An 18,073-nucleotide genomic window follows, 5' to 3' on the forward strand; every position below is an offset into this window, starting at 1 on the left:
CGTGCTCCTCGCCGCCGTCGCGGGCGCGCGGGCCGCATACCCGCGCTACGCGTCCGTGGCGCCCGCGCCTCCCGCCGCGCGCGCCGGCGCGCCGGGGACCCCGACCCCGAGCCCGGCGGCGGCTCCGGCCCCCGGCGACCGCGTCATCGTCGAGTTCAGCGACTACGAGTGCCCGTTCTGCGCGCGCGCCCACGAGCAGCTCGCGCTCCTCCGCGCGGCGAGGCCGGACCTGGAGATCGTCCGCCGGCACTTCCCCCTCGACGCCGCGTGCAACCCCGCCCTGAAGCGCTCCATCCATCCGTCGGCGTGCTCCCTCGCGCGCGCCGCGATCTGCGCCGAGGCGCGGGGCCGCTTCGAGCAGATGGACGACGCGCTGTTCAAGAACCAGCAGGACAAGGCGCCGGTGGCGACCCTCGCGGCTCGCCTCGGGCTCGACCTCCCCGCGTTCGAGGCGTGCCTCGTGTCGCCCGCGACGGAGGCCCGGCTCTCCCGCGACGTCGCGGACGCGATGCGCGCCGGCGTGCGCGCGACGCCGTCGTACGTCGTGGGCGGCAAGGTCTACGCGGGCGAGCTCCCGCGGGAGCTCTGGAGCGCGCCCCCGGCCGCCCAGCCTCGCGCCCGCGCCGCCGAGCGCTGAGGCGCCGAGGGAGCGCGGGACCGGAGCTTCGTGGACGACCGCCGCGCCGAGCGCCCGCCTCGGTGGGCGCGCGTGCGCGATCGGCGTCGGTGTGGGAACAACGGCGCTCCGCGGCGGATTGGAACAGGGGACGACGGTGTCCCCCTGGACTCCCTTGGACGTGCTTCGACGCATCGGTGAGCGGTTGCGCAGCGACACGGTCGTCGCCCGCTACGGGCTCGCCGTCACGCTGGCCACCGCCGCGATCGGGCTCACGCTCGTGCTCTCGCCGGTGTTCCCGCACACGCTGACGGTGCTCGCGCTGGGGGCAGTCGCGGTGAGCACCGCGACCTGCGGCGCGGGCCCCGGGGTGCTCGTCATCGTCCTCGTCGTGGGCTGGTTCACCGCCTTGGTGGCGCCCACGCTCGATCGCGGCGAGGCGCTGCACTTCGTGCTCTTCGCGCTGGTGGGCGCCCTCATCGTCCGCACGAGCGGCTCGGCGCGCGCCTCGCTCCGCGCCGCCGTCGGCCTGCGTCGCGAGGGGGCGCGGCGGGTGCGCGCGCGGCTCGAGTCGCTGCGCGCGGTGACGCGCGCCGTGGACGAGGGCGTGTACGCCATCGGGCGGGACGGCCGCATCACGTACCTGAACGCGGCCGCGGAGCGCATGCTCGGGTACCGGAGCAAGGAGCTCGTCGGCCTCGAGATGAAGGCGGCGCTCCGCTGCAACCGCATCGAGGGGACCTGCTCGGGGAAGACGTGCCGGCTGCTGAACGTGATGGCCACCGGCCAGCCGCACCGCGGCGCCGACGACACGCTCACGCGCAAGGACGGCTCCTGCTTCCCGGTGCGCTACAGCTCCGCGCCCATCACCCGCGGCGGCAGGATCGTCGGCGCCGCCATCGCGTTCCAGGACATCACGGAGGAGCGGCGCGCCGCCAAGCGGGAGCGGTTCCTCGCGATCGCGACCGAGCAGCTCGCGAGCTCGCTCGGCTTCGACGAGACGCTCGCCCGGTCGGCGCGCGTCGCCCTCCCGCACCTCGGCGACTGGTGCGCGGTGGTCCTCGCCGGCGAATGCGGCGCCGCCGGTCGGGTCGCGGTGGAGGCGCTCGATCCGGCGCGCGCGCACGAGGGGTACGAGATCCTGCGCCGCACTCCCGTCGCTCCGCTGGCGGAGGACGGGTTCGGGATCGAGGTCCGGACGAGCGCACCCGAGCTCATCCGCGAGGTGGACAACCTCTCCGACCACGACGGCTCGACGGCTCGCGCACGCGAGGAGCTGCTCCGGAGGGTGGGCGTCCGGTCCTTCATGTCCGTCCCGCTCCGCGCGCGCGACCGGGTGCTCGGGACCATGGACTTCGGCATCGCGGGCTCGAGCAGGCGGTTCGACGCGGAGGATCTCGGCGTCGCCACGGAGCTGGCGCGCCGGTGCGCGCTCGCGATCGACAACGCCCGGCTCTACCAGCAGGCGCAGGACGCCATCCGCGCCCGCGACGACACCCTCGCCATCGTGTCGCACGATCTCAGGAACCCGCTCTCGGCCATCCGGATGGCCGCGAGCGTCGCCGCCGGGAGCACCGCGCCCGGCACCCCCGCCCGGAAGGCTTCCCAGTCCATCGAGCGCGTGTGCAACCGCATGAACCGCCTCATCGGCGATCTCGTCGACCTCGCGTCGATCGACGCGGGGCGGCTCTCGATCCTGCGCACCGCGATCTGCCCGGCGGGGCCCGTGGACGACGCCGTGGACGCGATCCGGCCGCTCGCGGAGCAGCTCGGCGTGCGCCTCGAGCTCGACCTCGCCGTCGACCCGCCGCGCGTGTGGGGCGACCGCGACCGCCTCCAGCAGGTCCTCGTGAACCTGCTCTCGAACGCGGTGAAGGTGAGCGCGCGCGGCGCGTCGGTCCGGCTGCGGTCCCGCGCGCTGCCCGGCACGGTGGTGTTCTCCGTGAGCGACCGCGGACCGGGGATCCCCCTCGAGCACCAGGCGCGCATCTTCGACCGGTACTGGCGCGATCCCTCGGTTCGCTACACGGGCACGGGCCTCGGCCTCTCGATCGCCCGCGGGATCATCGAGGCGCACGGCGGACGGCTGTGGGTCGTCAGCAGGCCCGGCGCCGGAGCGACGCTGCGGTTCACGATCCCGCTGGCGCCCGAAGCCGAGGTCGCGGAGCCGGAGCGCGCTCCCAGGGCGCCGGGCGCCGGCGCAGCCCCGGAGGTCGGAGCGTCGCGGTGGGCGATGGAAGGGGACCGGCGCGGGGCGTGAGACCGACCCTCCCTCCGCGAAGGCCGCGAACCCGTCCTCCGTCCACAGAAGGCTCGGCCCGCTCCGTGAGCCGCCGCAGAATCACGGGGCCCACATGCCCAGCTGCATCCCGGGACGGAGGGGCGCCACGTCAGCGCGCGAGAGCGGCGTCGGCCCTTCGCCCGCGTCGCGGCGGAAGCGATCCATGTGCTCGCGCCCGAAGCTCCTCTCTGCGTGAAGCAGATTGTGGGCTCGGCAGGCGAGCCGAAGGTTGTCGATCGTCGACGGTCCGGCGAGGGCCGCGGGTTGGATGTGATCGAGCTCGAGCTTCCAGCGGCTATTGCAGCGGCAGCCGTCCGGACCGACCCAGGCGCAGCGCCCGCCGTCGCGGCTCCACACCGCGCGGCGCACTATCGCCGGGATCGTGGACCTCGCCACCGCCGGCTTCGCCGCAGTCTGCTTCGTGCCCTGCTTCGCGTCCTCTTTCGCGTCCTTCGTCTTGCGCTGCGGCGTGACCGCGCCCTTGCGCTTGCCGTGCTTGTCGATGGCGCAGCGGATCGCTTCGTGGAGCACCGCCGCGAGGTCGCCGTCCGGGACCTTGTGCGACAGGAGTGACCGGAGCGTCTCGAGGTCCTCCTTACAGGCGCGGCCGAGGGTGACGCGGAGCGACCAGTGGTCGTCCGAGACGGGGAGGGTCTCGGCCCGTCGCTTTGGCTTCTCGAGGGTGGCGTCAGGCGGTGGGAGCCGGCCGGCATTCGGGCTCGGATCGAGGGTCTCCGCAGTTCCGGGCGAGCTCGACGCCTCCGCCCGCTCGGCCCCACCATTGGACGCCGGGAGGGCCAGCGCTGTGCTCGCCGCGGCGGGCGCGCGCTCGGGCAGCGTCCGGAGGCCCGTGCGCGGAGCGGTGCGCGCCTGCACGGACACGACGAGGTGCTCGACCTCGGCCCGGGTCCGATAGGCGGCGCGGGCGAGAAGGTCGTTCAGGTTCTCCTCGGTGAGCACCTGGCCGAGGAGCGCCACGGTGGACAAGCAGAGGCGCCCATCGCGCAGCGGAGCTTCCAGCGTCGGGAACCGGCGCAGCACTCGCATCGCCTGGATGCGCCTTCCGGCGGCGCCCTCGCGCAGGTGGAGCGCCTCGAGGCAGTAGCTCCACAGCGACGAATAGCCGGCCTCCACGAACGCGCGGCGCCGATCGAATTCGTCGAGGTGCAGGAGGAAGTCGACCTGGACGTTTCGTTCCTCTCCGGCGAGCTCGCGCAGGCGCAGGGCGAGGACATTGGACTCGAGAGAAGCGGGGGCGAGCGCGGACATGGGGTTGCACCTCCAGTACACCCTTCGTAACACGCGATTTCCGGAGCTCCGGAGACGCTCCAGGCTCGCGCCTGCGCGGCGTTCTTCGCTTCACCCTCGTCGATGCCTTTCGGCGGTCGGCGCACGTGACACGCGCCAGGCGCGTGCGCGAGAGCGGCCCTTCCGCGCCGACCCGTACGCCCGAGCGCGATCGTGGCGAGATGGCGTCAATGGGAAAGTTTCACCCACCGCAACCGGGACGCTCTCCCTGGGCGCGAGCGACGCTGCGACGTCCTGAGGAACTATCGCTGGCGAGTGCATATCCGGTTGGCTGAGCAGCCCCCAATCGGCGGTGTCTGACAGTCACCGGAGCCCGGCGGCGTGGACGTTCCGGCCGTACTCATCTGCGGTGTAGAGGACTCCATACTCCTGCGGGCCCTGGTTCATGCCGAGCCGGAGCACGGTCTGGAACGCCGAGAAGCGCCAGAACCGGCGGTTGTGCCGGAACGCGAACTCGTTCAAGTACGCCTGCAAGTGCTGACGCTCGACGCGACCGTGGTGCGTCCCTTGTAGCCACGTCTTCAGGTTGGCAAACGCCAAGTGAATGAGCGGCAGCATGTGGGAGGCGTTCTGCCGGTGACCGACCACGGTCGGGACGTGCTCGTAGCCCAGGCTCGCGAGGCGCAGGTAGCCCTGCCAGTTGTCCGTGAGCACGCTCGAGTCCTTCTCGACGTGGTCCTCGACGAACTCGGTGAGCTCCTTCGTCGTTGCCGACTCGATCACGCGGAAGCGAACGCGCCCCGCGGACGCGCTGCGTCGCTTGTCCTTCGACGGGCGCTGCTCGACGGCGCCGATCACGAGGGTCTTACCCTTCATGCCGCGCCCACCCTTGGCGCCCGGCTTCACCCCGCCAATATACGTCTCGTCCACCTCGACCACGCCCTTCAGCGGCTCGCGGTCGGGGTTCACCATCGCGGCGCGGAGCTTGTGGAGGATCTGGAAGGCCGTCTCGTAGCGCTTGATGCCGAGCTGCTTCTGGAACTGGGTGGCTGAGATCCCGGGCGTCAGCGTGGTGACGAGGAAGGCACCGTAGAACCACGTCAGGAGATCCGTGTGCGAGCGGTGCATGATCGTGCCGGCCGTGAGCGAAATGTTCTGTCGGCACGTCTTGCAGAAGATCACCCGACCGCCGTGGTACAGCGCGAACTCGCGGCGACAGCCCTTCGCGCAGGGATTGCCGTCCGGCCAGCGCAGGGCGAAGAGGTACCTGACGCACGCCTCCTCGTTGGGGAACATGCGCGCGAAGTCTCGCAACGACTCGGGTGAACGGTGCTTCGGTGGCGGCTGCGGCGTACGACCTCCCGCGCCGCGTCAGGCGGCATGACGGGAGACGCTACCGCTTGGGGTTTGCCTAGACAACCGGATAAGCAACCGCTGGCGATAGCGGTCGCTGTAGGTGAACGCTAGCGAGCTCCCGAGACGCTCCGGTCCGTGCGCCCGCACGAGCTGTGGATGCGCGTCGCTCGCATGCACCCGCGCAAATTCACGCCCGCGCCGCGCCCAGCCGGTCACGCCCCGACGTGACGTCCGGCTGCTTCGCCGCCTCTGGCGCGTTCATCGGGGGAGCGGCTCAACCCCAAGCGAGCAACCCCTGTCATCATCAAGGTTCCTCGGGGATCGCCTCGGCCGAGAAGCGGGGCGACGGGCCGCCGAGCAGCACGTACGAGAGCTGCACGGCAGAGTCCGCGTGGAACGTCGCGTCCTGCACCCGCCGGGCGCGACGGGTCACCTCCACGGCGATCGCGCTGGCGCCCACGATGCGCAGCGTCGCCCCCGCGCGCGCCTCGAGCAGGAGCGCCGTCCCGCCCGGCTCGCCCTCGCCCAGCACGAGGTACTGGCGGAGGGTCAGGCCTGCGCGCGCGCGCGTGCCGGCGAGCAGGGCGACGTCGAGCAGCGACTGCGCGCCGGGGCCCATCAGGTAGTCCCGCCCCGTGCCGTCCGGCGCGCGCGCGACGGATCCGGCGGCGCCGAGCAGCACCGCCCCGCCGTGGAGGTCCGCCTCGAGCGCCCAGTCTCCGCCGAGGTCGGCGCGACCGCTCGCGCCCACCCCGATCGCGCTCGTCGAGACGCGGTACGGTCCGGGCGTGTCGAGATCGAAGGACAGGAAGAGTCCCCACAGCCCGCGCACCGCGCGCGTGGGCTCCAGCACGGCACCGGCGAGGAGCCCGCGGCCGCGCACCGTCGCGTCCGGATCCGCGGAGAAGCCGTACGCCGCCTCGAGCACGAAGTGGTCGAACGGCCGCGCGAGCTCGAGGTCCGGGTCGCCGGGGAGCCCCCACGTGAAGTCGAGGCCCGCCCGCCCGTGCCACGCTTCCTCGCGGTCCGCCCCCGACGCCGCCGACAGGGAGAGCTCCCACCGCGAGGACGGCGCCTCCATGGGCGTGGTCGCGACGTACAGCCGCCGGTTCACCGCCGACATGGGCGAGAGCACGCTCGCGGCGGCGTCGCGCCAGGCTCCGCCCTCCGCCCGCAGCGCGTCCGAGAAGCGCGTCAGGACCTCCCCGAGCACCATGCCCGCCACGGGGGTCGTGATCTGATCGTTCCTCGCGGGCCGCTCCGTCTCCCCCGCGATCTCCCAGAGCGCGCTCGCCGCGAACGCGTAGGACGCGGACTGCCAGAAGCCGAGCCCCGTGGAGCGCGCCGCGGTGAACGCCCACGTGCCCTGGTACGGATGACCGAACTGGTTCACCCAGAACTGATCGTCGTCGAGCACCCACCGGCTGCGCAGGTTGCGGCCGATCGAGTCGGCGGAGACGTCGCCCCAGGGAGCCGCGCCCACCCAGCGGTTCCAGCTCACCATGACGGCGTGGACGCCGAGCGCCTCGGCGGCGGGGAGCACGAAGCGGCGAGCGCCGTCGCCGGAGCGCTCCGGCCGCTCGAGCCCGGGGGCCGCCGTGATCGACGATGGCGGGAGGAGCTGCAGGTCCGCCTCGCGAGCGGCGTACTCGGCCCGTCGCTCGGATCTCTTCGCGTCCGGAGCGCTGCGGGTCGCGGCGGGCGCGGCGTACTCCACCCGGCGCTCGTGCGGCGGCGCGTCCGCCGCACCGCGGACCGGGGCGGCGGCGAGGAGGAGGAGCAGGAGGAAGGAGGCCTTCGGCGAGGATCGGCGCGGCGCCATCGAGGGCGCTCCCTGCAAGCGGACGGCCGAGCGGAACGGCCCGTGCAGACGCGCGTGGCGTGCTCCAGGTGTCGGATCTCCGTGCATCGGCCAGGACGCCGCCACGGGGCGTCCGCGACGACCTCGGCGCGTCGCGAGCGAACCCGAGGCAGCGACCCGCGGCGCGAACCAGGCCCGGCGGCCGGGCCGGCGCGGCCGCCTGCGCCGCCGCCGCGCTCGTCGCCTCGAGCGGCTGCGCGGCTCACCTGCCGCGCGCGGACGAGCGGGTCCCGTTCCTGGAGCGGTCGTACGTGTCGCTCACGACCGACCGGCGCCAGGCCTTCGAGGCCGATCCCGCCCTGCACCTCGTGCTCTGGAACGGGCTCGAGGATCCGGGCCTGCAGGAGTCGGGCGGGGTCACGACCTCGCTCTCGATGTCGTTCCTGGGGATGTTCCGGCTCCTGCGCGAGGACTCCACGCCCGTCCGCACGCCCACTTACGAGCCGCGCGCCAAGCTCCAGATCTTCGCGGCCGCCCGACCCGAGGACGCGGGGGCGGCACCCCGGGGCCCGCGCACGCTCGCCGCCCTCGAGCTCTCCGTGGGGCACCGCTCCAACGGGCAGCAAGGCTGCGCCCTCACGGATCACCTCCGCACCGGAAAGGGCGACTTCGACTGCGTTCCGCTGACGGATCCGCCGAGCGAGCGGCTCGACCTCTCCGCGGGGAGCTTCACGACGAACTACCTCGGCGCAGCGGTCGGCGGCCTCCGGCAGCTCGGCGCTGGACGCGGCCGGGCGATCCTCTCCGCCCGCTCCTCGGCGGAGTGGAACGTGCCCTGCGGGCTCGGGGCGTGCATGCCCGCGCAGATGCGCCGCCGGTACGGCGCGGTCGTAGGGCGGGCGTCGGCGGAGCTCGAGCTGCCCGCCCTGTGGCACCTGACGCGGGCGCTGCCGCTCGTCGCCGCGCACTCGGAGCTCGGCCTCCGCCTGGGCCTCGCCGGCTCGCGCCACCTCGGCACGGTCGCGCGGCCTGCGTTCGGCGATCTGGCGGCCGAGGTGACCTTGCTGGCTCGCGCGCCGCGGAGCCTGGGCCTCGGACTGTTCCTGCGGCGCCAGCAGGGCCGCGACCCGCTCAACATCCGCTTCGAGGAGCGCCTCGACGCGTGGATGGTCGGGTTCGTGGCGGAGCCGGGGGCGCCATGACGACGCGTGTCCGCGAATCCGACAGGGCTGTTCAGGATTCCGGCAGACTGCGCATCGCCCAGGCGGTGCTCACGAGGGCGGAAGCACTTGTCGCCGGCGACCCGCCTCACCACGGCAGCGGCCGCCCGTCCCTGAAGAACCCGCCCGTCGGGCCATCGTCCGGGAGCGTCGCCGCCCAGACGATCCCGCGCGCGCCCTCGGGGATGGGCCTGCCGCCGGCCCCGCCCATGTCGGTCGCCACCCAGCCCGGACAGACCGCGTTCACGAGGATGCCGGTGCCGGCCAGCTCGGCGGCGAGGACGCGCGTCAGCGCGTTGAGGGCGGCCTTGGAGGTGGAGTAGGCGGGGGTGTCCGAGCCCATCGAGGCGAGCGAGCCTGCCTCGCTCGACACGTTCACGATGCGTCCGCGTCCACGCTCGAGCATGAGCGGCAGGAGCGCCTCGGCGAGGCGCCAGGCGCCGAAGAGGTTCGTCTCGAAGGCCTCGCGGACCACCCGCCAGTCGGGGCTCCAGGCGTGGTCTCCGGTGTCGTAGTGGATTCCGGCGTTGTTGACGAGCACGTCGCAGCGCCCGAAGGCGGCGCGGACCTCCGCGGCGAGCCGGGCCGGGGACTCCGGATCGGCGACGTCGAGGATCGCGGGGTGGAGCGCCTTGCGACCTCGCGCCGCCGCCTCGCCCTTCCGCAGCTCGCGCACGCCCATCACGACGTCGAAGCCGCGGTCGGCGAGCTGCAGGCTCACCTCCAGGCCCAGCCCGCGGTTCGCCCCGCTGACGACCGCGACGGGAGCTTCGGCCATTCGCACCTCCCCTGCTCCTCGTCAGCGGCGGCCGCCCACCTCGTCGAGGTGCTCGAGGAGGTCCGCCGGATCCTCGAACACCCGGTACGCGCCGGCGCGCTCGAGCTCTCCCTCGCCGTAGCCGCCGGACAGCAGGCCGATCCCCAGCGCGCGCGCCCGCTGGGCGGCGAGCATGTCCCAGACCGCATCACCCACCACCGACGCCGAGCCGATGGGAACCCCGAGCCGCTGCGCCGCTGCCAGGAAGAGGTCGGGATCGGGCTTCGCGTGCCTGACCTGGTCCCGCGTGACGATCGGCACGCGCTCCGCGTCGACCCCCAGGGAGGCGATCACCGGTCCGGCCGATTCCATCCGGCCGCTCGTCGCGATCGCCCACGGGATCCGCGCCGCGTCGAGCGCCGCGAGCAGCTCGCGCGCCCCGGGCAGCGGGCGAACGTCGGCGAGCCGCCGCCGGTACGCCTCGCCGTGCAGGCGCTGCAGCCGCTCGATGCGCTCGCCGGACAGCTCCACGCCCGTCTCGCGCAGGAGCATGTTCGTGAACAGCCCGCCGCTCATGCCGATCCGGCGGTGGATCCTCCACACGGAGAGCTCGATCCCCTCCGACTCGAGCGCCTCGCGCCAGGCGAGCACGTGCTGGTAGACGCTGTCGACGAGCGTCCCGTCGAGGTCGAAGAGGAAGGACGTCTGCGGATGGAGCATCGTCGTCTCCGTTCCCGTGCACCGGCCTGCGCCGAAGGCGTCGCGCTCACGCGCCGGCGCGCTCGAACATCCTCAGCTCCCAGCGGTCCGCCGCCTCGTCGTGGCGCAGGAGGTAGACCGCTCCGTCGTCGCCCCGGAGCTTGAAGTAGCGGTGGTCGGGGCCGAGCCAGCGGTCGATGATCTCGACCACCTCGACATGCCGACCGCCGAGGTCGAGCCTTCGCGGCGCCTCCTCGCCGCGATACCCCGCATGGCTGTCCACCTTCACGTCCATGTCGCGTCCGCGCTCGCGCAGCGGTCGAGCCCCGCGGCGTGCAGCTCCTTCGCCTTTCCGAGGGGGTGATAGAGGAGCACCGTCCCGCGCCGCCGCCTCTTAGCGGGGCCCCGTCTCCGCGCGGCGGTCGGGCCGCTGGAAAAGATCGGAGGACCCCCGCGTCTCCACTTCCGCGGTTGCACGGCTGGAGAGACCCCGGCCTGGCGCCCGGCCGCGCCTCACGGCGCGGGAAGGGCGAGCAGCTCGTGGTCGACGACCTCGCGAAGGTACCGGCTGCCGACGAACCCGACGACGCGGTCCACCTCGCGACCTCGCTTGAAGAAGATCACGGTGGGCGTGCCCATCACACCGTGACGCGCGGTCGTCCGGCCCGCCTCCGCGGCGTTCAGCTCGGCGACCTTCACGCGCCCCTCGTATGCGCTCGCCAGCTCCATGATGACGGGCTCGAGCCGCTGGCAAGGGCCGCAGCCGGGCGACCAGAAGTCGACCACCACGGGCACGTCGGACCGGAGGACCTCCGCGGCGAAGTTTCCGTCCGTGAGGTGGACCGGCTGCACCTTCGACGCGCTCGGTCCGAAGATCCGCGAGAGCAGTCCCATTCGGTCTCCCTGCCTGTGAAAGCCGCCGGCCCCGTCCCCCGCGCTCGGGCCTACCTCCCCGCTGCGGTGGGACACGACGACGTCGTCGCTTGGGTTCGAGCCCCACGGCGCACCGGCGGTTCGGCCGTCCGAACGGGCGCACGCGAGGTCCGCCGTGTCCTCGAGGGAGACGCGGGCGTCACCGCGTCGATCCGGCCCCCGTCGTTCGACATGGGAGCCGGGGAGGAACGCGCATGTTCAGGAGCACGAAGGCATTCTCGGGGTTCTCGGTGGACGACCTTCAGAAGGCCAGGGAGTTCTACGGGCGGACCCTCGGCCTGGAGGTTCCGCGCCGCAACCCTGGCGCCGCGCACCGAGATGGCGTTGCGCGCTCAACGGCTGCTGGGTGTCGCGGCGGCTGCCGAGGGGAAAATGCGGAGGAGGTCCGCGGCGCTCGACGCTGGCCGGGTCCTTGCTCTCGTACGGCGCCACGAGGGCACGCCGGCCGGCGCCGGCGACTCGCCCACCCCACCCTCCCCTCTCACCGGAGCCCCCATGAGCCAGACCTGGCGCGAGCTGCTGATGACCGACCACGAGACCACCGAGCGCGTCTTCTCGGCGGCCGAGAAGGCCCTCGCGGCGCCGGAGGGCCCGACGCCGGGGCTCGTCGCCAACCTGCGCGAGTACCTCGTCGGCTACGTCGATCGCTGCCACAACCAGAAGGAGGAGCGGACCGTGTTCCCGCTCCTCGAGCGGGCCGGCATGCCGGTCGAGGGAGGCCCGCTCGCCGTGATGCTGGCCGAGCACCGGCAGGCGAAGTCGCTGGTGGAGCGGCTCGACGCCGCCGCCGCCGCGTTCGTGGCGGGCGACCGGGCGCGGCTCGGCGAGCTGCGGGAGGTCTTCGGAGCCTACGCCGCGCTCTGCAAGGACCACTTCTGGAAGGAGAACGACATCCTCTACCCGCTCGCGGCGCGCATGCTGGACGGGGAGACGCAGGCCGGCATCGTCGCGGCCATCGAGGCGGTGGAGGCCGGGCTCGGCCCCGACACGCGCCGGCGCTATCACCGCATGGCCGACGAGATCGTGCGCGCCGTCGAGCTCGAGGACCTCTCGTACGGCCTCGACCGCGACGTCCTCGCCGCGATCCTCAACACGCTGCCGGTCGAGCTGTCGTTCATCGACGAGGAGGACCGGGTCCGCTACTTCAGCCACGAGCGGGGCGAGAAGATCTTCCCGCGCAGCCGCGGCGCCATCGGGACGAACGTCCGCAACTGCCATCCGCAGAAGAGCGTGCACCTCGTGGAGAAGATCCTGGCCGACTTCAAGGCCGGCCGGCGCGAGGTGGCCGAGTTCTGGATCGACATGGGCCCGCGCAAGGTCCACATCCGCTACTGGCCGGTGCGCGACGAGGCGGGCCGCTACCTCGGCTGCCTCGAGACGGTCCAGGACGTGGCCCCGATCCAGCGGCTCACCGGGCAGCGCCGCCTGCTCGAGGAGGCGGCCTGACGCGCGCGGTCCCCGTCGGCCGGGCGCAACCGAGAGGTTGCATCCCGCGGCGCGCGTGGCTACACCTGCAACCTGGAGGTTGCACATGGCCACGACGAGCACGGATCGCATCGAGAAGCAGGTCCTCCTGCGGGCACCCCGCGCGCGGGTCTGGCGAGCGCTCGTCGACCCGCGGGAGTTCGGCAGCTGGTTCGGGGTGAAGCTGGAGACCGGCTTCGCGCCGGGGTCGGTGACGCGCGGGCGGATCACGTACCCCGGCTACGAGCACCTCGTCTTCGAGGCGACCGTGGAGCGGATGGAGCCGGAGCGGCTCCTGTCCTGGCGCTGGCACCCGGCGCCCGTCGACGCGGGGGCGGACTACTCGAAGGAGCCCTCCACGCTCGTGACCTTCACGCTGGAGGAGGCGCCCGAGGGGACCCGGCTCACCGTGGTCGAGTCGGGGTTCGACGAGCTCCCGCTCGCGCGCCGCGCCGAGGCGTTCCGGATGAACGAGGGCGGCTGGGCCGAGCAGATGAAGAACATCGCGCGCCATGTCTCCGGGGCCTAGCGGCGCGGGGCGAGGCGCCGTCCGCGCTGCCGCCGCCCACGCCGCGCCGATGTTCGCGGCGCTCGGCGACGAGACCCGCCTCGCCCTGGTGGCGCGGCTCTGCGCCGCCGGACCGCTCTCCACCGCGCGCCTCGCCGAGGGCGCCGCCATCTCGCGCCAGGCCATCGCGAAGCACCTCGAGGTCCTCGCCGGCGCGGGCCTCGTGCGGCGCGGTGAGGGGGGCCCGGGCCGCGAGCGGCGCTGGGAGATCGAGCCCCGCCGCCTCGACGAGGCGCGCCGCGCGCTCGAGCAGATCTCGCGCCGCTGGGACGAGGCGCTCGAGCGGCTGCGGGCGGCGGTGGAGGAGGAGCCCTGAGACCCTGCGGCCCCTAGCGGGCACCCTCCTTCGAACGCGAGCGGGGCCCGACTGGCTTTCGTGGACACCCGGCGAAAGCCGTGCGACATGGCGGACGTGAGAGATCGGCGCAGCGTGCTGGGCGAGGCCCCGTCGGACGTCGTCCACGTGCCGTCGCGCGGCGCGGAGGCGCGCGCCCGCTCGCGGTCCGCGGCGGCACCTGCCTCGATGCTCCGCGTCGCGGAGGACGCGTCCGACGCTCCCGCAGGCGCCCCTTCGACACGGCGGCGCGCGCATCGCTTCGCCCTGCTCGCCGTCGTCGTGGTGGCGGCGGCGCTGCGGGTGGCGTGGAACGACGTCACGACGTTCTCGCCCGCCGACGAGACGCACTACCTCGAGACCGCGAGGGCGCTCGCCCCGTCCTTGCTCGAGCGGTACCCCGTGCTCGCGTCGGAGTACCTCTCCCAGCCCGGGGCGTGGAAGTTCCCGAGCTTCCTCCGCTGGGGCTGGTACGGGATCGGGGCGACGATCTGCAAGGCCCAGCCTGACTGCTCCCACCGCAGCCTGGCCTGGCTCTCCACGCTGTCGGGGGTGCTCGTCGTCCTGCTCGCCTACGCGGTCGGTCGGGCTCGCCTCGGCGAGCGCGCGGCCCTGCTCGGCGGCGCGTTCGTCGCCGTGTCGCCGCTGCAGCTCGGGCTCGGGCGTCGCGCCCTGCAGGACGAGCTCGTGTGCGCGACGGTCCTTTTGTCCCTCTGGACCGCCCTGCGCGTGCTCGACGTTCCGCGCGAGGCGCGGGCGTGGGGGCGCTACGCGGCGGCCATCGCGGCCGCCTCCCTCGCCTTCGCCGTGAAGGAGACCTTCGTCCTCTACGCCCCCGCGTTCGTCGCGCTGTGGCTGTTCGCGCGCGAGCGGCGCGGCGGGGGCCGCCCGCTCGACGCCGCGCTCCTGCTCGTCCCACCGCTCGTCTACTACGCGGGCTACTGCCTGCTCACGCACTCCGCGACCCAGTTCTTCGAGATGGCGCGCGTCGCCGTCGCGTCGCTCGGCTCCGAGTACGCGCGGCAGTACCAGTCCGGGCCGCCCCACCGGTACCTCCTCGACCTCCTCGTGCTCTCGCCGGTGCCCGTGCTGCTCGCCGTCGGCGCCTGCGCGGTGATCGTGTCGTCGCGCGGCCCCGCGGAGCGCGACGCTCGCCACCTCGCGGCGTTCGCCGCCCTGGCGCTCGCGGCGTTCGCGCTCGTGTCGAAGAGCGTTCGCTTCGTCGCGGCCACGGACGTGCTCGCCTCGCTCCTGGCCGCGTGGTTCGTCGTCTCGCTGGCGGAGCGCACGCGGGCGCCGCTCCGGCGGGTCGCCGCGGTCGTCGCGATCGTCGCCGCCTCGAACCTGTGGATCTTCGACCGGGTCTTCGTGCAGGGGCAGGTCGGCGACCCGACGACCTACGAGATCCTCCGCGCGCTCGACGCGATCCCGCGCTGACGGGCGCGGCGAGCGCGAGGGCGCCTCGCCGGCCGCCGCGTCTCCCGGGCTCAGGCGCGGGGGTCGGGAACGGCGCCGACGAGCTCCGCGTCCGGCCGGAAGAAGCCGTACCGGTGGAGCTCGTGCACCCGGTCCGCGAGGTGCGGCTCCTTCCTCAGGATCGCCCCGAGGCGAGCGGGCGCGGGCCGCGGGGTCGGTGTGAGCGCGTCGCGGACGTAGGCGCGGACGTTCACGAGCCCGAAGATCTCACCCCCCGACGCGGACAGCGCGAGCGCGTCGAGCGAACCCGGCGCGAGGAGCGCGGCCACGCGATCGCGCGAGTAGGTCTGGACCGTGACGAGCGGCAGGCGCAGCACGGGGATGCGCTTCAGGTATCCGAGGAGGAGCTCGGCCCACCAGCTCGCGTGCCCGAGCGTGATCCGCCCCAGCTCGTGGCCGATCATGAACGCGAAGACCTCCCGGCGCGTCGCGAGGTCCTGGACCCCGTCGAAGAGCTTCTCCCCGAGGACGATGGCCCGGGTCCCGCGCCGCAGCGCGAGCGCGTCGGAGAGCCCCACGCTCGGCAGCGCCGAGACGTAGAGCGCCGGCGCGGAGATGCCCAGCATCCGGCACTGCCGCTCCAGGATCGCGTGGAGCTCGGGGAGCTGATCGCTCCCGAGCCTGACCGAGTTCAGGTGGATCATCATCCACCGCCCGAGCCGCAGGAAGCCCAGCGCCGGCACGAGCAGCAGCGCCAGGACGGCGGCCGCTTGCACCCGCCGGACGAGCCGGGCGGCCTGCGGGTGCGCGGAGAGCCACTCCGGCGCGAGGAGGATGGCGGCTACCGCGCCGGCGACGAGGGCGAGGTTCGCGGCCGCGGAGAGGAGGAGGATGCGGCGCTCATGCGGGTGGCGCACCTGCGACAGGTCGATGACCCGGCCCGGCAGGGCGTCCGCACCCACGGCATCGGCTTCGAGCGTCAAGCCACGGCCATCCTCGCCGTCGATCGTCCCGGAACCTCGCGGCCGCGGCAACGCCACTTCGCGTCACCCCCTCGCGGCGGACCCCGAGCAACCGATCTCCTCGCAGGGAGCGGAGGGTGTCCGCCGCCGTCCAGGCGCTCGGGCGAGGGGCGGCCCCTACCACACCTGCACGCGCGCCGCGCGGTCGAGGTAGAGCGCCTGCCCGGGCTCCACGTCGAACGCGGCGTACCACGGGTCGAGGTTGCGCACGGTGAGGGAGCGGTAGCGGCCGGGCGCGTGACCGTCGGTGAGGAGCTGCCGGCGCACCGCCGGCTCGCGCGCCTTCGTCTGCCAGGTCTGCGCGTAACCGACGAAGAACTGCTGCTCGCCGTCGAGCCCACCCACCCGCGGCGTCGCCACGCCGCCGAGGGAGGCGCGCCAGGCGTCGTACGCGGCGGCGAGGCCGGCCAGGTCGGCGATGTTCTCGCTGAGCGTGAGCTTCCCGTTGACGGCGGCGTCGGGGAACGGCCGGTAGGCGTCGTACTGGGTGACGAGCTTCTGCGCCGCCGCCTGGAAGCGGGCGAGGTCGGCCTGGGTCCACCAGTTCTCGAGCTTGCCGCGCGCGTCGAAGAGCGCGCCCTGGTCGTCGAAGCTGTGGCTGATCTCGTGGCCGATGGTCGCGCCGATGGAGGCGTACTTCACGGCGGCCGTCGCGCCGCGGTCGTAGAAGGGCGGCTCCATGAAGCCCGCCGGGAAGTTCAGCGCGTTCCGCACCGGGAGGTTCACCGCGTTGACGGTGTGCGGGAGCATGCACCACTCGCCGCGGTCGGGCGCCTTGCCGAGCTTCGCGAGCTGGCGGCGGTACTCGAACAGCTCCGCGCGCTCCACGTCGCCGAGGAGGTCGCCCTTCACGATCTCCAGGCCGCCGTAGTCGATCCAGCGGTCCGGGTACCCCACCCCGACCTCGAGCACCGCCAGCTTCTCCTTCGCGCGCGCCTTCGTGGCGGGCGCCATCCAGTCGAGCGCGTCGATCCGGCGGGCGAACGCCTCGCGGAGGTTCCGCACCATCCCCTGGATCTCCGCCTTCGCCTCGGGGGGGAAGTAGCGCTGCACGTAGATGCGCCCGACCGCCTCGCCGAGGGCTGCGTCCACGACCCCGAGCCCGCGCTTCCAGCGCGCGCGTTGCTGCGGCGTCCCGTTGAGCGCCGTGCCGTAGAACGCGAACGCCTCGTCCGACAGGGCCCTGGAGAGGAGCGGCGCGGCGCGATCGAGGGCGCGGACGGTGAGGTAGTCCTTCCAGGTCGAGAGCGGCTCGCTCTTCACGAGCGCGGCGAGCCCGGTGAGCGCGGTGGGCTGCCAGGCGATGAACCGCTGCTGCCCGTCGAGCGCGGCCGCGCGGAGGAACGCGCCCCAGTCCATCCCGGGGGCCCGCTGCTCGAGGTCGGCCCGCGTCCACGGGTGGTTGCCCTTCTGCACGTCGCCCGCCTCCTCGCGCGAGCCGTGCGTCTTCGCGAGCCGGGTCTCGAAGGCCAGCACGCGCTCCGCGCGGTTCCCCGGCTCGGACAGGCCGGCGAGCGCGAAGGTCTTCTCGAGGTGCGCGCGGTACTGGGCCCGGAGCGCCGCGAACCGCGGGGACGCGTCGAGGTAGTAGTCGCGGTCCGGGAGCCCCAGGCCCCCCTGTACCAGGTAGACGGCGTTCCGCGCCGGCTCGTCGAGGTCCTGCTCGACGAAGACGCCCAGCGGGCGCGAGGTCGTGAGGTTCGTGCAGTTGAAGATGTCGACGTCGGCGCGCACGGTCGCGCCGAGCTCGGCGGCGAGCGCGCGCGCGTCGGAGAGCGCCGCGATGCGGGCGAGCGTGGGGCGGAGCGGCTCGAGGCCCTTCGCCTCGAGGCCGGCCTCGTCCATGAAGCTCGCGTAGAGATCACCGATCTTGCGCGCGTCCGTGCCGGCGGGCGCGTCGCCGCGCGCCGCCTCCTCGACGATCCCGCGGTTGCGCGCCTCGACCGTCTCGAAGACGCGCAGGAACGCGCCGGTGCTCGCGCGATCGGGAGGGATCTCGGCGGTGCGCATGAACCCACCGTTCGCGTACTCGTAGAAGTCGTCGCCTGGCTTCACCGAAGGGTTCATCGCGGCCAGCTCGACGCCGTGCGGCCCCGCGGCCGGCGTCTGCGCTTGCGGCGGGGAGCCTGAGGCGGAGGGCTTCTTGCCCGCGCAGGCGGCGAGCGCGGCGACGGAAAGGACCAGGGCAGTGCGCAGGATCACGGGCGGCCTCGGGGTTGGCAGGACCGATCCGGCGAGGTTTTCAGCCGGATCGGGGGCGCATTCTGTCACCGACGGGGCGGCCGCGCGAAGGAGCGACCTCGGCGGTCCCTTCCGTGACGACGGAAGACCGGGTCGAGCTCCCGAGCGGACGCGAAC

At 73.7% G+C, this 18,073-nt stretch carries 16 protein-coding genes; 7 read left to right on the top strand and 9 right to left on the bottom strand.

Annotation, left to right across the window (positions count from 1 at the left end; translation table 11 throughout):
- Positions 1-637: DsbA family protein (locus MNY60_RS01960; RefSeq protein ID WP_242359935.1), on the top strand; the 637-nt coding region annotated here is incomplete at its 5' end.
- Positions 638-797: 160 nt separating this feature from the next.
- Positions 798-2,876, top strand: a complete 2,079-nt coding sequence (locus MNY60_RS01965; protein ID WP_242332892.1) for an ATP-binding protein — start codon at positions 798-800, stop codon at positions 2,874-2,876.
- Between the two features lie 81 nt (positions 2,877-2,957).
- Here MNY60_RS01965 and MNY60_RS01970 read toward each other — a convergent pair whose 3' ends face one another.
- The 3 genes from MNY60_RS01970 to MNY60_RS01980 form a co-directional block, all read right to left on the bottom strand.
- Positions 2,958-4,166: an HNH endonuclease gene (locus MNY60_RS01970; RefSeq protein WP_242332893.1), complete on the bottom strand. Its 1,209-nt coding sequence runs from the start codon at positions 4,164-4,166 to the stop codon at positions 2,958-2,960.
- A gap of 342 nt (positions 4,167-4,508) precedes the next feature.
- Entirely contained in the window at positions 4,509-5,441 is a 933-nt protein-coding gene (locus tag MNY60_RS01975) for an IS1595 family transposase (RefSeq protein WP_242359936.1), read from the bottom strand.
- 364 nt (positions 5,442-5,805) lie between these two features.
- Positions 5,806-7,323 carry a DUF3943 domain-containing protein gene (locus MNY60_RS01980; RefSeq protein ID WP_242352223.1) on the bottom strand — a complete coding sequence of 506 codons (1,518 nt, stop codon included), beginning with the start codon at positions 7,321-7,323 and terminating at the stop codon, positions 5,806-5,808.
- A 59-nt stretch (positions 7,324-7,382) separates the two neighbouring features.
- Here MNY60_RS01980 and MNY60_RS01985 point away from each other — a divergent pair, with 59 nt between their 5' ends.
- Positions 7,383-8,504: a hypothetical protein gene (locus MNY60_RS01985; RefSeq protein WP_242352225.1), complete on the top strand. Its 1,122-nt coding sequence runs from the start codon at positions 7,383-7,385 to the stop codon at positions 8,502-8,504.
- Between the two features lie 106 nt (positions 8,505-8,610).
- On the opposite strand, the gene MNY60_RS01990 is transcribed toward MNY60_RS01985, so the two are convergent.
- From MNY60_RS01990 to MNY60_RS02005, 4 genes are all read right to left on the bottom strand, one after another.
- Positions 8,611-9,300: an SDR family oxidoreductase gene (locus MNY60_RS01990; RefSeq protein ID WP_242332896.1), complete on the bottom strand. Its 690-nt coding sequence runs from the start codon at positions 9,298-9,300 to the stop codon at positions 8,611-8,613.
- Between the two features lie 21 nt (positions 9,301-9,321).
- Positions 9,322-9,999 (bottom strand): HAD family hydrolase, encoded by a 678-nt coding sequence (locus MNY60_RS01995; protein ID WP_242352227.1) that lies wholly within the window; start codon positions 9,997-9,999, stop codon positions 9,322-9,324.
- 46 nt (positions 10,000-10,045) lie between these two features.
- On the bottom strand, positions 10,046-10,273 hold the full coding sequence (locus MNY60_RS02000) for a hypothetical protein (RefSeq protein ID WP_242332900.1): 228 nt from the start codon (positions 10,271-10,273) through the stop codon (positions 10,046-10,048).
- 218 nt (positions 10,274-10,491) lie between these two features.
- Positions 10,492-10,872, bottom strand: a complete 381-nt coding sequence (locus MNY60_RS02005; RefSeq protein ID WP_242332902.1) for a co-chaperone YbbN — start codon at positions 10,870-10,872, stop codon at positions 10,492-10,494.
- Positions 10,873-11,406: 534 nt separating this feature from the next.
- Between MNY60_RS02005 and MNY60_RS02010 the strand changes: the two genes are divergently transcribed.
- The 4 genes from MNY60_RS02010 to MNY60_RS02025 all read left to right on the top strand — a co-directional run bounded on the left by MNY60_RS02010 (position 11,407) and on the right by MNY60_RS02025 (position 14,714).
- Positions 11,407-12,357: a PAS domain-containing protein gene (locus MNY60_RS02010; protein WP_242352229.1), complete on the top strand. Its 951-nt coding sequence runs from the start codon at positions 11,407-11,409 to the stop codon at positions 12,355-12,357.
- Positions 12,358-12,442: 85 nt separating this feature from the next.
- A complete protein-coding gene (locus MNY60_RS02015; protein ID WP_242352231.1) occupies positions 12,443-12,904 on the top strand; it encodes an SRPBCC family protein in 462 nt (153 codons plus the stop codon).
- Positions 12,888-13,259, top strand: coding sequence for a helix-turn-helix transcriptional regulator (locus MNY60_RS02020; protein WP_242352233.1), 372 nt, complete (start codon positions 12,888-12,890; stop codon positions 13,257-13,259). The genes MNY60_RS02015 and MNY60_RS02020 overlap by 17 nt, the downstream gene beginning before the upstream one ends.
- 87 nt (positions 13,260-13,346) lie before the next feature.
- On the top strand, positions 13,347-14,714 hold the full coding sequence (locus MNY60_RS02025) for a glycosyltransferase family 39 protein (RefSeq protein ID WP_242352235.1): 1,368 nt from the start codon (positions 13,347-13,349) through the stop codon (positions 14,712-14,714).
- Between the two features lie 50 nt (positions 14,715-14,764).
- Here MNY60_RS02025 and MNY60_RS02030 read toward each other — a convergent pair whose 3' ends face one another.
- Positions 14,765-15,676 carry a hypothetical protein gene (locus MNY60_RS02030; RefSeq protein ID WP_242352237.1) on the bottom strand — a complete coding sequence of 304 codons (912 nt, stop codon included), beginning with the start codon at positions 15,674-15,676 and terminating at the stop codon, positions 14,765-14,767.
- Positions 15,677-15,832: 156 nt separating this feature from the next.
- Complete coding sequence (locus MNY60_RS02035; protein WP_242352239.1) at positions 15,833-17,917, bottom strand: M13 family metallopeptidase; 2,085 nt, start codon at positions 17,915-17,917, stop codon at positions 15,833-15,835.
- Positions 17,918-18,073 lie beyond the last annotated feature (156 nt).

This window comes from Anaeromyxobacter sp. SG17 (assembly GCF_022690695.1).
GTDB classification, from domain to species: domain Bacteria; phylum Myxococcota; class Myxococcia; order Myxococcales; family Anaeromyxobacteraceae; genus Anaeromyxobacter; species Anaeromyxobacter soli.